At 59.2% G+C, this 18,092-nt stretch carries 15 protein-coding genes; 9 read left to right on the top strand and 6 right to left on the bottom strand.

What is annotated here, in order from left to right:
* Positions 1-43 precede the first annotated feature (43 nt).
* From QMX83_RS03610 to QMX83_RS03585, 6 genes are all read left to right on the top strand, one after another.
* Positions 44-700: an NAD-dependent epimerase/dehydratase family protein gene (locus QMX83_RS03610; RefSeq protein WP_282295284.1), complete on the top strand. Its 657-nt coding sequence runs from the start codon at positions 44-46 to the stop codon at positions 698-700.
* 100 nt (positions 701-800) lie between these two features.
* Entirely contained in the window at positions 801-1,544 is a 744-nt protein-coding gene (locus QMX83_RS03605) for a CHAD domain-containing protein (RefSeq protein ID WP_282295283.1), read from the top strand.
* A gap of 1,415 nt (positions 1,545-2,959) precedes the next feature.
* Complete coding sequence (locus QMX83_RS03600; RefSeq protein ID WP_282295282.1) at positions 2,960-4,804, top strand: AAA family ATPase; 1,845 nt, start codon at positions 2,960-2,962, stop codon at positions 4,802-4,804.
* Positions 4,801-6,648, top strand: coding sequence for an ATP-dependent helicase (locus tag QMX83_RS03595; RefSeq protein ID WP_282295281.1), 1,848 nt, complete (start codon positions 4,801-4,803; stop codon positions 6,646-6,648). Before QMX83_RS03600 ends, QMX83_RS03595 begins: the two co-directional genes overlap by 4 nt.
* Positions 6,649-6,870: 222 nt before the next feature.
* Positions 6,871-7,821 carry a hypothetical protein gene (locus QMX83_RS03590; protein ID WP_282295280.1) on the top strand — a complete coding sequence of 317 codons (951 nt, stop codon included), beginning with the start codon at positions 6,871-6,873 and terminating at the stop codon, positions 7,819-7,821.
* Positions 7,822-8,390: 569 nt separating this feature from the next.
* Positions 8,391-8,573: a hypothetical protein gene (locus QMX83_RS03585; protein WP_282295279.1), complete on the top strand. Its 183-nt coding sequence runs from the start codon at positions 8,391-8,393 to the stop codon at positions 8,571-8,573.
* A 208-nt stretch (positions 8,574-8,781) separates the two neighbouring features.
* Here QMX83_RS03585 and QMX83_RS03580 read toward each other — a convergent pair whose 3' ends face one another.
* The 6 genes from QMX83_RS03580 to QMX83_RS03555 all read right to left on the bottom strand — a co-directional run bounded on the left by QMX83_RS03580 (position 8,782) and on the right by QMX83_RS03555 (position 14,285).
* Positions 8,782-9,312 (bottom strand): hypothetical protein, encoded by a 531-nt coding sequence (locus QMX83_RS03580; RefSeq protein WP_282295278.1) that lies wholly within the window; start codon positions 9,310-9,312, stop codon positions 8,782-8,784.
* Between the two features lie 327 nt (positions 9,313-9,639).
* The gene (locus tag QMX83_RS03575) at positions 9,640-10,551 is read right to left on the bottom strand and encodes a type II CAAX endopeptidase family protein (RefSeq protein WP_282295277.1); all 912 of its coding nucleotides are present in this window, start codon (positions 10,549-10,551) and stop codon (positions 9,640-9,642) included.
* Positions 10,552-10,724: 173 nt separating this feature from the next.
* On the bottom strand, positions 10,725-11,048 hold the full coding sequence (locus tag QMX83_RS03570) for a hypothetical protein (RefSeq protein ID WP_282295276.1): 324 nt from the start codon (positions 11,046-11,048) through the stop codon (positions 10,725-10,727).
* 733 nt (positions 11,049-11,781) lie between these two features.
* Complete coding sequence (locus tag QMX83_RS03565; RefSeq protein ID WP_282295275.1) at positions 11,782-12,726, bottom strand: hypothetical protein; 945 nt, start codon at positions 12,724-12,726, stop codon at positions 11,782-11,784.
* Positions 12,727-12,901: 175 nt separating this feature from the next.
* Positions 12,902-13,615 carry a hypothetical protein gene (locus QMX83_RS03560; RefSeq protein ID WP_282295274.1) on the bottom strand — a complete coding sequence of 238 codons (714 nt, stop codon included), beginning with the start codon at positions 13,613-13,615 and terminating at the stop codon, positions 12,902-12,904.
* Between the two features lie 196 nt (positions 13,616-13,811).
* Positions 13,812-14,285, bottom strand: a complete 474-nt coding sequence (locus tag QMX83_RS03555; RefSeq protein WP_282295273.1) for a hypothetical protein — start codon at positions 14,283-14,285, stop codon at positions 13,812-13,814.
* 235 nt (positions 14,286-14,520) lie between these two features.
* Between QMX83_RS03555 and QMX83_RS03550 the strand changes: the two genes are divergently transcribed.
* Genes QMX83_RS03550 through QMX83_RS03540 form a run of 3 tightly spaced genes read left to right on the top strand, consistent with a single transcriptional unit; the run spans position 14,521 to position 17,968 of the window.
* Positions 14,521-15,276, top strand: a complete 756-nt coding sequence (locus QMX83_RS03550; RefSeq protein WP_282295272.1) for an ATP-binding cassette domain-containing protein — start codon at positions 14,521-14,523, stop codon at positions 15,274-15,276.
* A 32-nt stretch (positions 15,277-15,308) separates the two neighbouring features.
* Entirely contained in the window at positions 15,309-16,748 is a 1,440-nt protein-coding gene (locus tag QMX83_RS03545; protein WP_282295271.1) for a DUF3526 domain-containing protein, read from the top strand.
* A complete protein-coding gene (locus QMX83_RS03540) occupies positions 16,745-17,968 on the top strand; it encodes a DUF3526 domain-containing protein (protein ID WP_282295270.1) in 1,224 nt (407 codons plus the stop codon). The genes QMX83_RS03545 and QMX83_RS03540 overlap by 4 nt, the downstream gene beginning before the upstream one ends.
* Positions 17,969-18,092: the final 124 nt, after the last annotated feature.

Below are 18,092 nucleotides of genomic sequence, written 5' to 3'. Positions count from 1 at the left end.
TCGGGTGATAGTCTGAGCCCGGAAGTTCTGTGGGCGTAACGCGATGAAAATTCTGGTGACCGGCGCAACCGGATTGGTGGGGCAGGGCGTGCTCAGAGCCTGCCAGGCCTCGGCGGCGGTTGAGCGCCTCGCTGTATTGGTGCGCAAAGGCGGCGACGCGCCGGCCGGCGTGGAGGAGATCGTGCTGCCGGACTTTGAGCGCGCTTCAGATGTGGCATCGCTGCTGGTTGGGTTCGACGCCTGCTTCTACTGTGCCGGCGCGCCGCCTGTCGGCACACCGGAGCCGGAGTATCGAAAGGTCACCCTGGACGCCACCTTGGCGGTGGCCCGGGCGTGGGCCGGAGCCAATCCCGAAGGGCGGTTCCTCTACGTGTCGGGGGCGTACGCGGACCCGGACAGTCACATGATGCCGCTACGGATCAAGGGTGAGACAGAGCATGCACTCGCGCAGTTGCCGATCACCACGGTGATGCTGCGTCCTGGCGGCGTACGACCGGTGGAAGGTACTGGCACGCGTCATGGCGCACTTAAGCCGCTGTATGCACTGGGTGGTCCGATGATGAAGCTGGCGCAGAAGCTCACTCCAGGAATGGCGACCAGTAACGAAGCCATCGGCCGGGCGATGCTGGCGCTGGCGGCGATGCCAACGCCACCTGATGTGGTGGAATGCGCGGAGATCAATACGCTGGCAGGAAGTTGAGCGCATTCGCAGTCCATTTCCGTGACGCGTCACATCCGTTTCTGGATCGAGCGAGAGTCTGCCAATGTCCAAACAGGGAGTAGGGGAGAGGGCCAGAGCGTTGGCGCGACGCGAGGGTGCGCTGATCCTGCAGGGCCTTGCGCCTACGGAGTCACCTGAGCAGGCGATCCATTCCGCACGCAAGGCGATTCGGCGTCTGCGCGCGTTACTGGCGTTGCTGGAAGGCAGCGCGCTTGATCTGGATCGCGCGGATGTGGACCTGCAGCGACTAGGCGACAGCCTTTCGGACATGCGTGACGCACACGTGGTGACTGAAGCTGCCGAACGGCTGCAAAAACAGCATCCAGCCTTGGATTTGGGGCCTGCAGTAGAACGACTGCGTCATCGCAGTGAGCACATTATGCGAAATAAGGTGGGGAAGGATCCCAACTTCTCGCGCAGGCACAAGCAGCTGGCGGACGCTGCATTGTGGCTGGATGCCCAGCCCTGGCAGGCGGTAAAGATGTCCGACATCAAATCCGCGCTGGCGCTCAGCGAGCGCCGAGCACGCAAAGCGAAGAAGCGCGCCGCTGACGGTGACCCCGAAGCTGTGCATCGCTGGCGTCGCCGCGTGCGCCGGCTGCGGATGCAGTTGGAGGTGCTGCCCGAGCTGGGCCTGGACGCCGCTTCGATGGTTGATGGGCTGCGCACCTCAGGCAAGACCAAGGCGCTGCACAAGCTGAGCGACGCTCTGGGTTGGCATCAGGATCTTCGGATGCTCCGCAACCTGGTCAATCCGATGCCGGTATGGGATGGCAAGGCCGCGGTACTGGCGCTGATCAACAACGAACTGGCGAACTCGTAGAGCCGGGCTCTGCCCGGCTGCTCCGCCACCCAACTCCTTGAAATCTGAGCGATCCGCAGGGGCTCAGTGCTGCAGATTTCAAAGTTTGAAACGGCCACGCGGTGGCGGATGGCGTATTTCCGTGACGTGTCACGCCGGTGGGTACAGAGGGTTGCCGCTATGATCCAGGCACCAGGGGGGTGGACATGGATATCCGCAAAAGTCTGTTGCGCTTCGCGTTACTCGTCAGCACGCCGGTCGGCGCGCAGATCCACACAGCCAAGGGGCCAAAGGCGAAGCCAATTCCGGCCGCGCCGAGACCAGTCCACAACTCGATGGCCAAAAGTACGACGCCGTTCAACTGTGAGCAGTACCGGTGGCCGAAGCATCTGCAGCCAGGCTTTAAGCGGTTCTGCGACCGCGTTGAGGCCGACACACTACAGGCAGAAGCGCGGCGCACTGGTAGGCCGGGTCCATCTGATGACGCGGTTCGACTGCCGGCGCTGGGCAGTCCAGAAGCCAGGCGAACAGGCGTGGCGTGCGTTGGTGGACAGGCCATGCGGAAGCTGGGTAACGGCTGGGAGCAGGTGTCAGCCAAAGAAGGTGGCTGGCAGCGGTGCCGGGAGCGGTCTGGGTTGTAGGGCTTGGGCTGGCATCCTGGCGGGAACATAATATATATTATGCGAAATGTTTGGTTGGGCCGTTATTGACACCTGGGACGTCTCCGGTCTGTCGTTGTCTTGGCGGACCCTGAGACGCCGCCGCTCGCCGAACGAGCCGCACGGATGCATTCCAGTAGCCGCCGGCCGTTTGTCGGTACACCTCTAACTTGAACTCCAAGGCATCTGACCGAGCGCCGCGAAGAATTCTGACGACCCAGTTCCATCTCCCAAAGAAACAATCGAGCCATGAACCACTATTGCCAACTGCTGATCCGCCGCAACCCGGAGCTCGACGAAACCTGGCCGCCAAATCAGCGAGTAAGTCCAGGTGCGGCTGCCTGACTGATTGCAAGGAGAAATGGCTCGCGAAGCGATAGCCATCAAGGTATACAAAGTCCCGGTTCTGACCATCGGTTGGGGCGGAAGTGGCGGCCGCTTTGCGCCCATCGGAGGGATTCTTCTGGGATAGCCGATGTGGAGGATCTGGTAGCGAAGCCCTCTCCCCTACTCTTCCCTTGATGGATTCAATTCCAGGCAGCGCAAGATTGTCGCGCAAGGCCACCGTCCAGCCTAGATCAGCTTCGGTCTAGTCTTATGGCCCGTGTGACTGAATGCCAAGACTTCTCGGTGAGTGCGAGCCTTGTGTATCAGAACGCGCTACATTAATACACGGGACTTGGGGCTGGATTGGGTGGCCACTAAGAGCATGCGCGAGTGAGTTATGTGGCTTGATATACAACACTTGCTCTGACGGTACTACTCTGGAAATGAATGATGACAACTTACGGCAAGGATAGCGGGATTGCGGTGACGGCAGTGCGGGTGAGCAATTTCAGGTCGCTTGCCAACATCGAGGTCGAGCTCAGTGACCTCACTGTACTCATTGGTGCCAATAATGCAGGGAAGACAAGCTTTCTAGATGCCATGTTCGCCGCAATTGGCGTCGGCCGGAAGGCCTTAGGTGCGGATGATGTGCGACTCGAGCCAGCAGAAGCTGCTGCGCCCAAGACGCGCCTGATCACTATCGATATCTTGATACGACCAGTCGATGACGATGGGAGGGTGCTTTCCACTTATCCAGCGGGAAGCTTCTGGACGAGCCTGTGGGGCACCCATGGAATCGCTACGGATGATAAAGACTTCCATGAATTTACTCCGATCCGCACGACGCTAGCCTGGAGCGCCGTGCGTGGAGAGTATGTTATGGAGCGCAAGTTCCTCAAAGAGTGGCGAACATTCGATGGTTGGCTTGGAACTCCAGTCAATGATCGCTCTATAGCCTCCGGTCAAATAGAGCCAATCGCGCTCCACTATATAGATGCTAAGCGCGATCTAAGCGAAGACTTGAAGCGCCAGGGTTCATTCTGGCGGCGACTTACTGAGGACCTCGGCCTTGACCCCGCGGATATTGCGGCGATGGAGCAGACACTGTCTGATATTAATCAGGCTATCGTTGATAAAAGTGAGATCCTCCGTCATCTCAAGGAAAACCTCTCCGGACTCCAAAGCGTGGTGTCTGCCGATAGCGGTGGTGTTGAAATATCGCCTGTAGCGCGAAAGCTCCGCGATCTCTCAAAAGGGGTTGATGTCTCGTTCGGCATAGAAGGTGCGCAGTCGTTCCCTCTTGCAAGGCATGGGATGGGTACGCGCAGTTTGGCGTCGTTGTTGGTGTTTCGTGCATTTGCGTCCTGGCGTCATCGAAATGCCACGATGAGCGGTGATCGCTTCCATTCAATCCTTGCGCTCGAAGAGCCAGAATCGCACCTTCACCCTCAGGCGCAGCGGTCTTTGTTTGGCCACATCAAGAAGATTCCTGGTCAGCGAGTCGTGAGTACACACTCGCCCTACTTGGCAGGCCAGGCACAACTGGATGAGCTGCGTCTATTCATCAAGAAAGCTGGTGCTACAGTAGTTAGCAAGGTCGATGTAAGTGGCTTGAAGGATCCTAACGATGTTCGGCAGCTTCAGGAAACGGTCATTGATACTCGTGGAGATATTCTCTTCGCGCGGGCCTTGGTCCTCTTTGAAGGTCAAACCGAGGAGCAGGCGCTGCCCCTGTGGGCTCAGGAGTACTGGGGCGCGAGTATTCACGAACTTGGATTCTGCTTTGTCCGTGCAAATGGAACCAACTACTTCCCGTTTCTCTATTTGGCCAAGACGCTGGGGATTCCCTGGTATATTTTTGCCGATGGCGAATCGCAGCCCGTAAAAGAGCTTGATGCTGCACTTAAAAAAGTTGGAGAGCCGGGGTCTGATATGAATCCTCGCGTTGTTGTACACCCGGCGGGCCAAAATTTCGAATCTGCGCTTATCGCTGAAGGATATGTCAAGGAGATCGAGGTGGCTTTAGATTCCATGAGCGGCACCCCGGGTTACTTGGATGGCTTCATCAAAGACCTCAATGGCCAAAAGAAGCGAGGGAATGTTGTGCGAGATTACCTTTCAGCGGGCGGGCGCGAGCGGGCCGCGCTAGATGCAATATCTGCTGCAAAGACCAGCGTATCGAAGCACCTAGCAACGACGATCATCGCCCTTCCCGATCCTGCCAAACGGTTCCCCTCAACTATTGCAAAGTTCTTTGCACTTGTCAGTGTTTCTGAAGGATTGGAGAAGGCATGAATAGTTCGATCGCAGCAACGCTATCTTCCGAGCAGCGCATCATCGTTGATCATGTTGATGGTCCTTTGCTGGTTGTTGCTGGCCCCGGATCTGGAAAGACACGAGTCCTTACCGAGCGTATTAGGAGCCTTCTCACTGGAGTACCCGGTCATTTTCGTGTGCTCGCACTGACCTTCACCAACAAGGCGGCTGATGAGATGAGGGAACGGCTGCAGGATCTAGGTGTGCTTCGCGACCGCGCATTCATTGGGACACTGCACGGTTTCTGCCTTGAGGTTCTGATTGAGCGCGGAAAATTTGTTGGAATTGAGGGGACGCCAAACATCTTTGAGCAAATCAAGGATCGGCGCGACGTGCTGCTGCGCGGAATCGAAGAAGATCCGTTGCTTGTGGCTGAACTCGATTCAGAAGGTGACAGCAAGTCTAGAGCTGGAAAGGTTGATGATTGGCTAAACTGGATCTCATACATTAAATCTCACCCGATCACCTGCGCGGTAATCGAGGATGAAATGGCTCGCCGAGTGTTCGATGCTTACGAGGCGGGTATGCGTGCCAGTAATGCCTATGACTTCGATGATCTTCTGCTTCTAACTTACAGGGTGATTATTGAGAATCCGAGCCTGGGCAACCTGTACCGGCGTCTTTACCAGTATGTTTGCATAGATGAAGCGCAGGACATGAACGAGGCGCAGTATGCCGTAATCTCTGCCCTGTGCTCAGGCGGGTTCAGAAATCTAATGATGGTGGGCGACCCTCGGCAATCGATTTACGGTTTCAATACCTCAGGTCCTGAGTACATGCATCGATTCGGCGAGGAGTTCTCGCCGAAGCGGGTTGAGTTGACGGCAAACTATCGGTCATCTCAGGCAGTTGTTCGCTTGGCACAGAAACTGGACAGCAACTACATGGTAGCAATGCAGCTGCCGATTGCTGGACGAGCCGAAGTGCTGGTTGGTCGGGACGAAATTAATGAGGCAAGGTTGATTTGCGAGGAGCTTGAGCGACTTTTCCTTGTGGGAGATCGGGACGTTGAAGGTGCCATAACTCCATCAAAGTGTGCTGTTTTGGGGCGAACGCGCTTTGCACTGCTAAAAGTTGAGGGTGAGTTGAAGCAGCGAAGTATCCCGTATTACAAGAGGCTTTCAGCCAATCATGAGAACGAATCGGATCTTGTCGAAGATTTCCAATTGGCACTTCGTCTGTTGGCAAACCCGCGTGATCGACTCCATGCCGCAAGCCTCGCGAAGCGATGGGGCGTGTCGCAGCTCAGCGCTGTTGATGTTGACGGTCTGAGTTACGTGCGCTCCCTGTCCGCTTCAACGACTGGCGATCGTTCGGTAGCTATTGTGAGGGCGTTGGAAGGCATCATCAAGATCACTTCCCGCCTCGATCTAATGCCCGGTTTCGCGGAGTTGGAGGCTTACGCTGATGCGATGAGTGAAGAGGACAGACTTGCCGTCTACGAAGACGTAGCTGTGTTCCGCGAAGAATGGGATCAGTACCTGAGGTCTGCCGGCGGCTCTGCGTCTCTTAGCGCCTTTTTGAGTAGCAAGGCACTAGGTGTGACACAGAAGTCTGCCCGGGAAGGTGTTGCTCTCCTCACAGTACATGCGGCTAAGGGGCTTGAGTTTGATGTCGTGTTTGTTGCTGGAATGGCTGAGGGAACTTTTCCAGATTGGAGGGCCAAGACGCAGAGTCAACTGCAGGAAGAGTCACGAAATGCGTTTGTTGCTGTTACCCGCTCTAAGCGATTGATATACATGTCCTACCCTCTTTCTCGCATCATGCCGTGGGGCGATGCTCGCAGGCAATATCCATCCAGGTTCATCGAAAGCCTCAGCTAGCTTCAGTACGAACATTGGCTCCGCTCGATGCCCGTGCGGAGATTTGGGGCTAGCCACATCCCAAGGCTTCCGCGCCTATTACTGTGTGCTGAAGTGGTCCCGTAAGTAGTTTTGATCGATGAGCGGTGCAAGCACTCAACTTTCATTCGAATAAAGTTGATGCTGGTTTGAGTCATGCGATCAGCGATATCATGTGGATAGTTATGACAGGAGCCGCTTGAGATGAATATGGATTTCTTCCCGCCTTCCAATTGGCAGGACTTTGAGCGTCTTACGCGGTTGCTGTGCGAAGCAGAGTGGTCGGATATCTATGCTGTAACCGTCGGCCGGCCCGGTCAGGCGCAGAATGGCATTGACGTTGTCGGCTGGGATTACAGGGTCCATCCTAGGCTCCGCACGGGCGTGCAGTGCAAGAGACGCTCTCAGGCTTCATCTGATGGCACTGTGCTGGCCGGCGGCCTTGTCAATCTCGAGGATGTGAAGAGTTGCCTAGGAGCGATCAAGAAGATCAAAGTTCCGCTGGGACACCTGGTCATGGCCACAACTGCATCGCAGGATGTGACGTTTCAGAATCAAATTGACGAGCTTAACGTTATGCGAGTGGCGCAAGGTGAGTGCGAAGTTTCCATCTGGTTCTGGGAGTGGTACCAGGAGAAGCTCAATAGACATCTTGGTGTTGCTGCTACGTGCTATCCTCGGATCCTTGCGCAGAACAACATGTACAATGTGGACATGAATGTGGCGGCCGTTCTGCGTCATGGTTTTGATCGTGTATTTATGAAGACGCCATTTCGGTCGGAGAATCAGATCGGTGGTGTGGTGGCAGCTATCGAGTCCATGCATGGCCTTCTTGCAACTGGGCTATTGCGAGACGCACAAAAGCAACTGGTCCTCAGTTGTGCTCCCCCAATCGGGATGCGTGAGGGGCAGGATAGAAATAGCGTGGCTCGCCTCCAAGAACTGGTTAGGGTCCTGCGTGATGACGTAACCGGATGCCTGGCACGGAATGATATCTATGATGCTGGCGGCGGCTGGATCATCCTTTCGGATCTCAGTATTGGCGAACGGCTGGATCGCCAGCGCGCCGAAATACTCGTTGAACTCAATGGAATTCTAAGAAGGAATGGTGTTGACCCAGTTGAGTCGCCGCTACTCAGCCTTGAGGGTGCCTAAAAGCATCTTATACGCAAGCTGCAGGTCTGGGAGGTTGCCGCTTTCATGTCTGAGCGTTGGAGATTCCGGTTGAAGGTCAAGTGTGGCGCGAACGAGCAGGCCATAGAGCGGGCGTCAGCTGTCCCTATGTAACACGGGCTCTGGAGCTTGACGACAACCTACTCACGAGAGGTCACTCAGCCGTTGCAGCCCGCCCAATCAGCCGTGCCGTGACATACGGGTGCGAAACCATCAGCACGTGAGACGCTCCCGCCTACAACGAGTTCCGCTTTGCGTGCGCCCGCTCTGCCAAGGCCTACTGTGGAATGTTCAGTCGGCAAGATCGTTGGATTCCAGGCGTTACGCCGGCACAGGTGGTTGAGGGTACCGGCTATTCATCAACGAGCAGCCCGCCGAGGAAGCGCAGCGTCAAATGCGTCACGCCCGCCGCTCGGCTCGGGTAAAGGGCCGTGACCAAGTGTTTACCCGGCACGCACAGTGAACGGCCAAGTGTTCCATCGCCTAGCAGTTGAGGCTTTAAAGGCACGCTGCATTCTGGGTATACTCCAGATACATGCTGGTGAGCTGATATGAGCAAGACTTACGAGGGCAGCCCTCTCTCTGATCACCTACAGGGCGTGTTCAAAGAGAACATTAGTGGCGAGACGCCGCAGAAGGGCAGCATCTTGAAGACGCTCCTGACCTCGCCACTGATTGGCTCCGAGTTAGAGATTCCCCGTCCGTTTGATGCAGGACGCAAGGTCGACCTTTGATGCGCTATCTGCTCGACGCCAACATCATCAGCAAATTCAACAAGGCACCAGCGCCAGGGTTGCTGATTGCGTGGATGGCTCAACACTCCGCAAAGGATCTCCTCATCCCCGGTGCCGATCCGGCACCTAGAACGCAGTCTCAGTCATCTGCACGATCTGCTCTGCCAGCCGGAATTCGTTTGACTAATCCCCAAGCGCCATCAGTTCTCTAGAACTCCGCTTCCTTGTTAACAGGTTGCAGAACCCGCTGCCCCAGATCATTGCCAATGCTGAGCGACCCGATTCCTCCCGAAAGCCCCTGCACGCGCGTCGCCTGCTGTTGCACGACCGAGGAATAATCCGCGAAGAAATCGCGCGTGCGCCATTGTGCGGTGATCGATTCGCGGCTGCCGCCCAGATCGTTGTGCCAGCTCACGGCCTTCTGTGAAGTGGGCGAGCCGAACTTGCGCGTGAGCAGTTCCATCACGCGCGACTGCGCCTCGAACCCGGTGGTGTTGAAGCGCAAGGCGATCACACGCCCGTCGCGAAGCAACACCAGGCCGCCCACACCTTCCAACGACAAAGCGTCACCTGCGCCCGCGCCGATCGACATGCCGATGGGCGCGATCCATGCCGGATACTCATCCGTGGCGAAGACCAGGTAGCCGTACTCGCCTGGTCCGAACTCGGTATTGCCCACCGCCATGCTTGTGGGGCCGGGGGCGACGCACAGCCCGGTCGCCGGCGGGGTGAGCTTCAACGGCTCCGGCGGTGGGGCCGTCAGCTTGTTGAACGCCCTACTCCCTGGTCCCTTGCTACTGCTCCGGGCTGCTGGAGTAGGCAAGGAAAGTTCGCATAAGGGCAGTGCTAAAGGCTCCCCTATTTTCATGCCGAAGACTTCATTCTCCACCGCAGAGGCCGAGACGGTAGGTGCCATGGTCATTACAACGACAAGCGAACTGGCGGCTGCAGTTAAACGCATAGGGCTGTCATCCTGACTTGATCCTGAGTGAGGCGGAGTATATCCCCTGTTGCTGCGCCTCGGGCAGTGCAGCCGGGGTCAGGTCGAATGCCTCGGGCAGTGGCGTTACTTGCTGTCTGGCGAGAAGTTCTGAGCTCCGCGCGTCTTTCGCCACTGGATCCACGCGATCGCGGCGACGAAGAAGACGCTACACAGGTAACTGCCTTCCGGCCCTTCCGCGCCTCCGGTCAGGGTGTCGGGGCCTAGCGGGCGCAGCGCCACCAGCAGCGCCGGCAGGTGCGCATCGATGCCGGTGACGGGCAGTTCGAAGCCGGTCGCAAGCAACCAGTTCCACCCCGCGTGCCAGCCCATCACGCCCCAGATATTGCCGGTCCGCAGCGCCCAGACGCAGGCGAACAGCGAGAACAGGAACGTGCCGAGCATGACCCGGGGCGGCTGGTGCGGACTGAAATGCAGGAAGCAGAAAACGAGCGACACCAGCAGCACTGCCACCGCGACATTGGTCTTGCGCGCCACCGCTGACAGCATCCAGCCGCGGAAGATGACTTCCTCCACGCTCGCCTGGAACATGAAACTCAATAGCAGCAGACCGATGTGCAGCAGACTGACGGGCGACCGCCAGGCCTGCCCCAAGCCCGCCGCCTGCATGCCGCCAGCCATCCAGATCGCGACTACGACCAGCGCGATCGTGCCGAATCCAACGGCCAGTCCGCGCAGGAAGGTATTCAACGGTGCCGGACCGGTCAGCCCGATACTCGCCAGCGAGCGCCTTTCGACGAAGCGTACCCAGGCGAGCACGGCCACCAGCGTCGGAGCGAAGCCGATCCACAGCATCGCATGCAAGCCAGCGAGGCCGATCGGATCGCCGCGCGGCGTCGACCAATGCTGCGACTGCATCCACCCGTCCAGCGCGATCACCGGTACCGCGTTGAACAGGATCATCAGGATCGGCGTCAGCCAGGCCCAGGGCAGCCAGCCGCGGACCGGATCGGGCGCATACAGGGCAACGGGGGTCATGCGGGGCTCCAAGCCGACGTGATCGCCGCTGCAAGTTGCCACCCGCGCGGGGGCGTGGCAACCAGTTTGCGACCAAGCCACAGAAGCCGCCGGTGAATCACCCGGATCGCCGACGAAATGGCGCTTGAGTCCAGGGCGGCGGCGCCACCGCCCTGCTCATCTGCACCTTCTGGTCAGCCAGCCGGAACCAGCTTCCACCGATCGCCAGTCCCCTGGAAACGCACCACTGCCTTAGCCAGCGCTTCTCGCGACGGATTGCCCGCCAGCACAATCAGCTCCTCCCCAGTCCCCAGATACATCCGCCTGCCCGGTTCCACTCCCAGATCACGAATCCATAGCCCGCGCGTCTTCATGCACGGCACGGTTGGGCAGCCGGGATAGGTGTTTGCGTCTTCATGACGAAGCGCGTTGATCATCACGCTCTTCGGTGCGCGCCAGAATCGCCGGCGGAATTCCCGCTGTTCTTCGGTCAGGTTGGCCCAGTCGTTGTCCATCATGGTTCTTCCTCATGTGTTGCTCCCCGCCAGGATGGCGGGGAGCCGGGAGGTTAAGAGCCGTGATTAGCGGTGCGACGTATTTCCGCGAGGGTGTTGTATTGCGTCACCCTCCCGACACAGGTCGTCCAACATGCAAAAAATCAATCAGGGCTCTTAAACCCGAGGCACACCATGCGACAGACACGAGGATAGCGGAATTCGCAAAGTTGCATTCGGTTGAGGCGTGTCTAATCCTCCGTGTCGCAATCAATCCATTCCGTCGGAAATGAAGTGAAATGCCCATATTTATTGGGGTATTGATCACAGTTTCAGTTCCGCGGCGCAACAAACAGAACACCTCGATTGCTCGGTTCATTGATGTCGCTTCTAGCGCGAAGGGCGCGCGGCTTGGGGCTTCCGAGGAGTACAGCCGGGTGTTGGTGGCCTGCTTCGAGCTGAGTTCGTAGGCGTGGGTCATTGAATGCGTGGGCCGGCCAACGGCCGGCGCTACCGTAGGGATCTCCTTGCGCTCTCCGCGCCTACACGAAGTACGGCTTGTCGACCTTGCTTCCCCACTTGTTCTCGCCGACATGTCGGGACGGGTTGAGAATGACCTAGCGGATTGGGTCACCCACGCTCCTACGGCAGGCCAATTTGCCCTTGAAGGGCCGGCCCTTCTCAGTGAATTCGTAGTCCACCTCGTCTTCCTCTGTCAGCAAGGCGGGGCGGAGGATAGTTCGCTCAGCAGCCGAAGCTACCGTAAGCCGGCCCTCACTTGACGCCATTGCCTCATGCTCTTCACTTCTCCAATCACCACCTCGTAGGTCGGGGCAGCACTATCAGAAAACGGTTGAACCTCCAGGATGAGCTTGCGCGCCGGCATCTCTAGCGCGTACTCGATACGGAACTGGCAGCCTTGATATCTGCTGTAAGGAGACGGCTTGGTGCCAACGTAAGTTCCAAGCTGGTTAGGATCATGCATGAACGCACGAACCAGCTCATCTGCACCGCCCAACTCGTTGACCACGCCATCTCGCCAAGCCCAGCAGTATGCAATCTTTGCGATGGTGCGCGCAAAGTCGACTATTTTTTTGGATGACTCCTGTTGCACAGCGGAAGTTGCATTGTGTCTCTGCATGAACTCCAAGGGATTCGCGCCAAAAACAACTGCCCCCATGCCTTCAAGCCGGAGCGCTCCGCCCTTTTCTTCGCCACTGAGTAGCGCAGGTCTAGCGAACAAGGGAAAGCCAAGCATCATAGGTGATAGTTCGGTATCGAGGTCCAAAATGGCCTCGCCGCCGGCACCCGTTAGTACAGTCTCTATTGGAGATGTGGCGCTCTTGTGCCTTGACCGAGACTGAATGTTCAGCGCCTTTCTGACATGAGGCATCGCACCATCATTGATGGCGAAGTTCTCAAACTTTGATGTGATCTTCTGGCAGGCACCGCATGATCCATCGAGTATCTGGACCGTTCCACCCCAAGCATAAGGAATAACGTGCTCGTTAGATAAGCCCACCATCGAGCCGCAATATATGCAACTATCGGCACGAATTGACTCCACTTCCGCAAGCGATCTAAGCCCATCGAGACTTTTGTCAAGAATCACGACATCCTCGGAGACCGTCTTGAGGACCTCCTCGCTGCCCTGACGATCCCGTCTTACCAGTATCTCAATCCCAAGCCTTTTCTTGTTCATTATTTATTTTCCTGATTATCTATACGGAAAATCAGTTCGGTCTAGGGGCAGGCCTTGAGATGCTGCTGAGAACGAATCGTAGACCTGCTCTTCAATCTGGGCGTCTTGCAGGTCACGAATGGTCGTAATGCCTTAGGCGATCTGTCGTTTGATTCGAACTTCGCTCGAGGGCCGCTCACGGCTGCGTCTCTTCCAGGGAAGCTTCCAGCAGACTCACGTACGTATCCAGGCGAACTCGGATGCCAATCAAGACCCACCCCATGACATAGAGCAGCACGAGAGCGAAGATAAGCAGGCCACCGACCGGACTGACATCAAACGCACCGGCCCAGTCACCCCATTTCCAGTTCCGGAACTGCAGATAGAGTGCAATCAGGAGTGGAAACGGGCCAAGCTTCTGGAGTCCACCGTACATCAGGCCGGTGCGATCAATCATGCCCGTTCGAAGCTGGCTGACGTAGCGAAGCCGTTGCTGGCGCTCGGTCTTCGGGAACTCCCGCAGCAGGGCTACCAGCTTCCTCCAATGGTTGAACTCATCGTCCATCTCAATGGCATGGGAAAGTCGTGGCTTGCGGTACTGACGCCCTTCGCGGATGAGCATCAGTATGAACCAGAGCACAAACCCAGCCACCTCAATGCCGAGACACACTTTAAATGCCGTCACCATCCACAGCGCGGGCTGTATGACCGCCGGTAGTGAGCCGATGGCGAGCCCGACGCCCGTGGCTGCAAAGCCGGTCCAGAACGAGCCGCGCTCCAGGCGGGATGCTTTGGGATAGACCGTGGTCGATGCGTAGGCCTGTACTTGCTCGTACAGCCACGAGAAGGTCAGTTCGCCCTGGGACTTTGTGGTGATCTGACGTGCGCTGTCGGCGACCTGCATATCCATTGCGGGTGATTCCTTGGGGCTGTTAGGGCGGTGACTGTGTTGCGGTACGGAGTGATTGCGGCTCTATCGTACTGTGGTTGCGGTTTGTATGGCATCTGTGGCACCGCATTGGCGCGTCGGGGATTGTTGTATGCGTGGGCCGGCCAACGGCCGGCACTACCGGGTTCGCGGCAGCCCAGTGAATCCAGGTAGCGGCTCAGTAGCCAAGGGCTTCCAGACGAAGGACCATCTCTCCAGGCTCCTTGTCTGGAAGAACATCAAGGTTTACCACGGCCCCACGGTCTTCTGAGCCGAATGAAGTTGTGAACGATCCACTGTTGATGCGCAGGTCTTTGGCTATTGGCCGCGCGGGGCTCAGGCAATTAAGAATGCGCTTGGCGTTTTCACCAGGAAACTCCGTGAAACTATGCTCAATCAGGTACGCGCACAGTTTTTTGCCAGGCTCGTAGTCGTTGTGCTCACAGGTTTTTGAGCCCATCACGACTTGATTCCCTTCTGTCCGCATGCCCCAGAACGTGCGCAACGTTACTTCCCGTGTCTCATCCGGCTTCACCGATGTCATGAAGCTCGCGATGTTCGAGCAATATTCGTCCGTCTTTTCGCGAGCGGAGGCTGTCATGCCAGCAGTGACGAGAAGCAGGGCGAGTGTCAGGTTGGAGATGAGCTTCATCTGCTAGCTAACACCTGAGCTAAGCGGCACCGCGAAGCGGCGTCGGCGTGAATGGATGGATGGAGGGCCTTCCCCTTGATGCGGCTCGATCTTAGGGCGGTCGGTTCCGGCCAACAAGCCGGCGTGTAGCCCGCCCCGGCAGTGGACCCAGTGAGCAATGCTCTTTGCATTGAAATGATATGCAATAACATAACGTGGTAGATTGCTCGGCCCTCCCCTCCTCACGAGTGCCGCATTGACCTCCCCTACCCCCGTCATCGACGTCCGCGCCCTGCAGGTAGCGTTCTCCGGTAAGCCCGTCATCAATGGCCTGAACCTTCAGGTCGAGCCCGGCAGCATCTATGCCCTGCTGGGCGGAAACGGGGCCGGCAAGTCCACCACCCTCTCGGTGCTGCTGGGCTTCCTGAAGCCCCAGGCTGGCGAGGTCCGGGTTGCCGGTGTGACGCCCTGGGAAGATCCGGCCCGCGCCCGTAGCCAGCTGGCGTATCTGCCGGAGAACGTGGCGCTGTACGAGCATCTGACGGCGGTTGAGAACGCGGACTACCTGCTTTCGCTGAGCGGCACGGCGGTGTCTCGCGATGCGCTGGTGGAAGCACTGCGCGCTGCGGGGCTGCAGGAGGCGGCGTGGCACCAGCGGCTGGGGCGCTTCTCCAAGGGCATGCGGCAGAAGGTGGCGATCGCCATTGCTTTGATGCGCCAGGTGCCGTTGTTGCTGCTGGACGAGCCTACCTCTGGGCTGGATCCGGGTGCCAGTGCGGACTTCCATGGCTTGCTTGAGTCTGTGCGGGCGCGGGGTACGGCGGTGTTGATGGTCACGCATGACTTGATGGGCGCGGTGGAAGTGGCGGATCGGATTGGGGTGTTGGAGCGTGGCTCTATCGCTTATGCCTCTGATCGCGCTTCGTTTGATCTGCCTTCGTTGCATGCGCATTTCTCTGGCCGGGCTGCAGATGCCGGCCAACGGCCGGCGCTACCGGGCGTCGCATCGTGAGCGTGCCGCGCGTGATGGCCGCGCCTCGCCCCATGAGTGCGTGGGTTCTGGTGATGCGCAATGAGTTGCGCGCCATGCTGCGGGACCGTACGGCGGTCGCCGGCATTGTGTTGCTCACCCTGCTGGCGGTAGCCGCCACTGCGGTCTCTTCGCACCACATGCAGTCGGCGGCGGAGTATCGGCAGCGTCAGCAGGTGGCGGCGCAGGAGGCCTTCGACGCCCAGCCAGACCGGCATCCACATCGTGTGGTGCACTACGGGCACTTCGTCTATCGCCTGCCCTCCGCGCTGGCGGCATTCGACCCCGGCGTTGACCCGTTCACCGGCAGCAGCATGTTCCTCGAAGGCCATCGTCAGAACACGGCCAACTTTGGCGATGTGATGCAGAGCTCGATCCTGACCCGCTTCGGTCAGCTCACGCCGGCCTTTGTGCTGCAGTTCCTGGCCCCGCTGGTGCTGATCTTCCTTGGCCACGGTGTGTTGGCGCAGGAGCGAGAGCGCGGAACCCTGCGCCAGTTGATGCTGCAAGGAGCCTCACTGCGGGCCATTGTGGGCGGCAAGCTGGCCGCGCTGTGGCTGGTGTCATTGGTGTTCATGCTGCCGGCGTTTATTGGTCTGGCGTTGCTGGCGGCAGCGCCTGAGGCCTCCAGTGTGGTGGCGGCCGTGCTGATGCTCGGCTATGTGCTGTACTTGGGCAGCTGGTGCGCGGTGATTGCGGCGGCATCCGCACTGCTGGCGCGCCGGCGCGACGCGCTCCTGGTGCTGGTGGCGGTATGGGCGGTCTCTGCTCTGCTGGTGCCGCGCGTTGCCCCCGATGTGGCGTACGCCGCCTACACGTTGCCGGACCGGCTGCAGACCGAGGTGGGCATCGGCCGCGACCTGCGGGCGCTGGGCGACAGCCATGATGCGGACGACCCCTACTTCTCCGCGTTCCGCCGCAGGGTGCTGGAACAGTACGGCGTCTCGCGCATCGAAGACCTGCCGGTGAACTACAAGGGCTTGCTGGCGGTGGAAGGCGAGCGGGTCACGTCCGCGCTGTTCAACGACTATGCCGAACGCAGTGCCGAGGCGCAGCACGCGCAGAATCAGCTGGTAGGCCGCTTTGCGCTGCTCAGCCCGTCCATTGCGCTGCGCCAGCTCTCGATGGCGGCTGCGGCCACCGATCTTAACGCGCACCTGCGCTTCCTGGGGCAGGCCGAAGCGCACCGCTATCGCCTGGTCCAACAGCTGAACCAGCTTCAGGCCGACGGCGTGAGCTACGCCGACGACACCGCCAAGGACGCCGGTGCCGACCAGCGCAAGCGCGTGGATAGCAGCCATTGGCACCAGATTCCGCACTTTGAGTTCGCTCCAGCGGCGTGGACGACCGTGTTGCACAGCCTGTTGCCCGGCTTGCTGATTCTGTTTGGTTGGCTGCTGGCCAGCCTGCTCGCGCTCGCCCTGAGCGCCCGCCGTCTGGAGGTGGCGCGATGAAACTCTGGAAGTACGAATGGACCCTGCTGCTGCGCTCCAAGGTGGCCGTCGCTGGCTTGGCGTTGCTGGCGGCGTTGACCGTGGCCAGCCTGATCTCCGGCGTGCAGCGGATCGACAGCCAGCGTGAGGCCATCACCCGCATCGCGGGCCTGCAGGCGGAAGACATGGCGGCGTTGGTCGCGAAGAACGGCCCGTCCCAGGACGCAGGCACGGCTGCCTATTACTCCTTCCACCCCACCTGGAACCCGCCGTCACCGTTGGCGTTCGCGGCGGTGGGCATGCGTGACGTGGCTCCGTTTGTGCTGCGCGTGCGGGCATTGGGGCTGGAGGCGCAGATCCACGATGGGGATGCCTTCAATCCAGAGCTTGCCCTCGCCGGCCGCTTCGACTTCGCGTTCCTGCTTACCTTCCTGGCTCCTCTTTTCGTGATCGTGCTGTTCCACGACCTGCGCTCGGCCGAGCGTGAGTCCGGTCGGGAACGGACCTTGGCCAGCCTGCCGGGTTCGCTCACCCAGCTGTATGGGCGCCGCGCGGTGGTGCGAGGGGGCGCATTGAGCATCTGCCTGGGCATTCCGTTCGCGGTGGTGGCCGTCCAGCAAGGCGTGCCCGCCTTGCAGATCGTCGGCGTGCTGGCCTTGATGGTGGCCTACCTCGTCTTCTGGATGGGTGTGGCGTTGCTGGTGGCGTGGCGCAGTTGGGCGTCGGGCACCAATGCCGCGACGCTGGCGGCGGTGTGGGTCACCGTGGCGCTGGTGCTGCCGGCGCTGTCGAACGTGGCGATCGAGCGGGCTATCCCGGTGGAGCAAGGGGCAGAGATCGCCCGCGCCCAGCGTGAGGCGGTGAACGGCGCGTGGGATATTCCGCGCGAGGACACCATGCAGCGCTTCTATGCCAAGTATCCGGAATGGAGTCAGTCAGCACCGCTGGGTACGGCGTTCCATTACAAGTGGTATCTGGCCTTCCACCAGAATGGGGATGATGCGGTTGCGCCTATGACGGCGGCTTACCGTGCGGGGATTGAGAAGCGCTCAGCTGCGGCTAACACGCTGGGATGGGTGCTGCCGCCCGTCGGGCTGCAGGCTGCACTTACACGGATGGCGGGTACGGACATGCAGTCTCACCTTGCGTATCAGGATCGGATTCGTGCGTATCACGCGCAGTTGCGGCGGTTCTATTATGGGTTCCTGTTTGGGGATAAGCCGTTCCGGGAGGAGGATTAGAGGGTCGGCAGGGAATCATTACGTACAGGGCCAAAAGCTGCCTAAGCGACTGAATTTCAAGGTTGATTGCTCGTCTCTCGATCAGGTTCTCCCCATCTATGGGGTCTGTTCAAGCACCTTGGCT

The sequence above is a fragment of the Stenotrophomonas sp. PS02289 genome (assembly GCF_029960115.1).
In the GTDB taxonomy this organism is placed as follows: Bacteria; Pseudomonadota; Gammaproteobacteria; order Xanthomonadales; family Xanthomonadaceae; genus Stenotrophomonas.
Note: the sequence above shows the minus strand (reverse complement) of the source record. Positions and strands in the feature narration are given on the sequence as shown.

Bases quoted from the DNA above. Each gene is read 5' to 3' on its own strand.
- QMX83_RS03610 (WP_282295284.1), top strand. From the start codon at position 44: ATGAAAATTCTGGTGACCGGCGCAACCGGATTGGTGGGGCAGGGCGTG.
- QMX83_RS03600 (WP_282295282.1), top strand. From the start codon at position 2,960: ATGACAACTTACGGCAAGGATAGCGGGATTGCGGTGACGGCAGTGCGG.
- QMX83_RS03595 (WP_282295281.1), top strand. From the start codon at position 4,801: ATGAATAGTTCGATCGCAGCAACGCTATCTTCCGAGCAGCGCATCATC.
- QMX83_RS03590 (WP_282295280.1), top strand. From the start codon at position 6,871: ATGAATATGGATTTCTTCCCGCCTTCCAATTGGCAGGACTTTGAGCGT.
- QMX83_RS03585 (WP_282295279.1), top strand. From the start codon at position 8,391: ATGAGCAAGACTTACGAGGGCAGCCCTCTCTCTGATCACCTACAGGGC.
- QMX83_RS03575 (WP_282295277.1), bottom strand. From the start codon at position 10,551: ATGACCCCCGTTGCCCTGTATGCGCCCGATCCGGTCCGCGGCTGGCTG.
- QMX83_RS03570 (WP_282295276.1), bottom strand. From the start codon at position 11,048: ATGATGGACAACGACTGGGCCAACCTGACCGAAGAACAGCGGGAATTC.
- QMX83_RS03565 (WP_282295275.1), bottom strand. From the start codon at position 12,726: ATGAACAAGAAAAGGCTTGGGATTGAGATACTGGTAAGACGGGATCGT.
- QMX83_RS03560 (WP_282295274.1), bottom strand. From the start codon at position 13,615: ATGGATATGCAGGTCGCCGACAGCGCACGTCAGATCACCACAAAGTCC.
- QMX83_RS03555 (WP_282295273.1), bottom strand. From the start codon at position 14,285: ATGAAGCTCATCTCCAACCTGACACTCGCCCTGCTTCTCGTCACTGCT.
- QMX83_RS03545 (WP_282295271.1), top strand. From the start codon at position 15,309: ATGAGTGCGTGGGTTCTGGTGATGCGCAATGAGTTGCGCGCCATGCTG.
- QMX83_RS03540 (WP_282295270.1), top strand. From the start codon at position 16,745: ATGAAACTCTGGAAGTACGAATGGACCCTGCTGCTGCGCTCCAAGGTG.